The sequence below is a fragment of the Anaerovorax odorimutans genome (assembly GCF_024459955.1).
Taxonomy (GTDB): domain Bacteria; phylum Bacillota; class Clostridia; order Peptostreptococcales; family Anaerovoracaceae; genus Hominibacterium; species Hominibacterium odorimutans_A.
Map to the genome: position 1 here is coordinate 1 of NZ_JANFXK010000050.1, position 2,301 is coordinate 2,301.

General features: G+C 35.1%; 3 protein-coding genes. 1 reads left to right on the forward strand and 2 read right to left on the reverse strand.

The window, feature by feature from the left end:
• Positions 1-153: 153 nt before the first annotated feature.
• Together NE619_RS17685 and NE619_RS17690 are read right to left on the reverse strand one after the other, a co-directional pair.
• On the reverse strand, positions 154-702 hold the full coding sequence (locus NE619_RS17685) for a CD3072 family TudS-related putative desulfidase (RefSeq protein ID WP_256133813.1): 549 nt from the start codon (positions 700-702) through the stop codon (positions 154-156).
• A gap of 36 nt (positions 703-738) precedes the next feature.
• Positions 739-1,308 carry a TetR/AcrR family transcriptional regulator gene (locus NE619_RS17690; RefSeq protein ID WP_256133814.1) on the reverse strand — a complete coding sequence of 190 codons (570 nt, stop codon included), beginning with the start codon at positions 1,306-1,308 and terminating at the stop codon, positions 739-741.
• 137 nt (positions 1,309-1,445) lie between these two features.
• Here NE619_RS17690 and NE619_RS17695 point away from each other — a divergent pair, with 137 nt between their 5' ends.
• Positions 1,446-2,153 carry an HXXEE domain-containing protein gene (locus tag NE619_RS17695; protein WP_256133815.1) on the forward strand — a complete coding sequence of 236 codons (708 nt, stop codon included), beginning with the start codon at positions 1,446-1,448 and terminating at the stop codon, positions 2,151-2,153.
• Positions 2,154-2,301: the final 148 nt, after the last annotated feature.

Genomic DNA, 2,301 nt, shown 5'->3' on the forward strand with positions numbered 1-2,301 from the left:
CTTTTTGAATGGTAAATAAAAAGCAGCAAAGCGGGATAGGTCTTTCCGCTTTGCTGCTATGTAGGGTGGAAAAAAGAAAAAGGACTACCGATGCAATCCTTTTTGATTTACATTGATAATCTGAGAGTTATATAATACTGTTCGATTTCATTTCTACAACTCCCCATCCATTAGCTGTTGAAGCTTTTCCTGTATATTGTCTTTTCCTTTTATACCTATCATTGGAATAGATATGTCTTCTCTTGATAATTGATAAGAAATCTTCTCCATAAATAAACCCATTCCACTAATTTCCTCATTATGGTCTGAGGTCGTATCTATACCACAATTTGGGGAACGATTCGCCCCAATAATGCCAACAACCTCAAATCCGTATTTGTCATATTCTAAGATTTGCCGCACTACATAATCAGCTAATCTCGTTAATTCTATATCGGAGCTATCCTTTTTCATCTCTGTGCGGATGCGTGTATTTTCTACAATTACAGGACTTTCTGCACCATGAATATTTCCTCTATCAATTCCTAAACAGTAAAGCTCAGGACAGGGCATTTGGACAATACCAATATCCGCATTTAAGAAAAAATCAACCATAACTCTGAATGCCGCTGGATATACTGCCGTTCCATCGGATATGGAGTTTTGATTCAGAAAACAATGTGCAACAAAAACTACCCTTTTACTCCTTATATCATCAAACATACTACCACCTCACAAACTATTATTTGTCAAAATCTATTATGATACCATTTCCTCCAATAGAGACAAAACACCATCTTTCAAAATCCCCTCTATTAGATGGGCCAGTTCTTCTAACGGCATATTTTCTTTATCACAAAACCATTTTGAAAAAACGGATATTATTCCTGGCAAATAGAATTCGAAGATATACGCAGCTTTTTTATTTTCCGCACTAAAGTGAAATAAATCAAATAAAATTGGAACCATGCTCTCCTTTAAGCGATTTATAAATTGAGTAGAAAATGGTTTAAGAAGCAGTATACTTCCATATGCGCAATTATCATTCGCCAGATTAACAAAGGTTATCAAAAAATCATCAAGCTTTCTATCAGTCAAAAGGCTCTTTGATATGCCTTCTGTTACGTGATTTATAAAAACATCTTCCATATAATTTAGTACATCATATGGATTCGAGAAATAACTGTAGAATGTTACTCTACTATACCCAGCCCTTTCAGCAATTTCTTTTACCGTTATCTTTTTGATCGGCATTTTTTTATATAGTTCACAAAAAGCTTGTATAAAATTCTCCCGTGTTGCATCCGTTATCTCAGGCTGTTTATTCATAATACTGCTCCTTCATATCACAATCTTACACTAAGACTTAATGTGTAAGTTGATGATCTTATCCAATCTGATATAATTATATTACACGTGTTAACCGATTACAACATAGGTAAAAAATAATCCTTGGAGGTGTAATAATGAAAAAAAAACAGACCATTCTAGATAAATGGGTTGACCACAACTGGCTCTATGCCAACTTTATACTCGGTGTAATAATGTTTGTGCTTTTAATTTGGCAATGGAATGTATGGGAAGTGCCACAGCGGTTGATCTGCATATTAGCTATACTTGTTCCCATACATAATTTTGAAGAATATTTGTTTCCGGGTGGATTCTATTTTATGAATAACATAGTAGGCGGTTCAGATGACCCTCTGCTTTATCCGCAAAATAAATTCATGACCATTATCACTAATAATGGTGCCGAACTACTTCTTGTTATTTATACGCTGCTTGCTCCACAGTTTGAGACCGCAGTTGTAATCGTTGCTATGGCATTTGGATATCTTGAAACTATTGTTCACATTATATTTGGTGCAGCTATCTGGCGTCGTTATAAAGATATTGACAAAAAGTCAATTTACGCCCCGGGATTGTTCACATGCATAACAGTACTTACAGGACTTTCAACGATCAGTTTAAAATGGCTTTCAACTCAAACACTTGCCACAACAGATATCGTAATAGGAATTGTATTTCTATTGATTATATTGATAGGTCTCCTATTAATTCCTCTCGCAGTCTTTTCTAAACTGCGTCAAGAAAGATTCAGGTTGGAAGGACTGGGCTATTTCGAAAAATATGAACAAGAATTAGTAAAATATCAGACCGCTAAGAAAAACTAAAACAAAAAATGCACTTTGCATATTATAGAATAAGCCTCCCTAAGTCAAAGCTATGGAGGCTTATCTTTATACAAACACTCAAGGACTGCCAAAGCAGTCCTCAAGTCATTGCTATTCAAAATAGTCCAGTAGCTTCGCTATAAGTCCC

Coding starts and splice junctions, on each gene's coding strand:
- NE619_RS17685 (WP_256133813.1), bottom strand. CDS start 702: ATGTTTGATGATATAAGGAGTAAAAGGGTAGTTTTTGTTGCACATTGT.
- NE619_RS17690 (WP_256133814.1), bottom strand. CDS start 1,308: ATGAATAAACAGCCTGAGATAACGGATGCAACACGGGAGAATTTTATA.
- NE619_RS17695 (WP_256133815.1), top strand. CDS start 1,446: ATGAAAAAAAAACAGACCATTCTAGATAAATGGGTTGACCACAACTGG.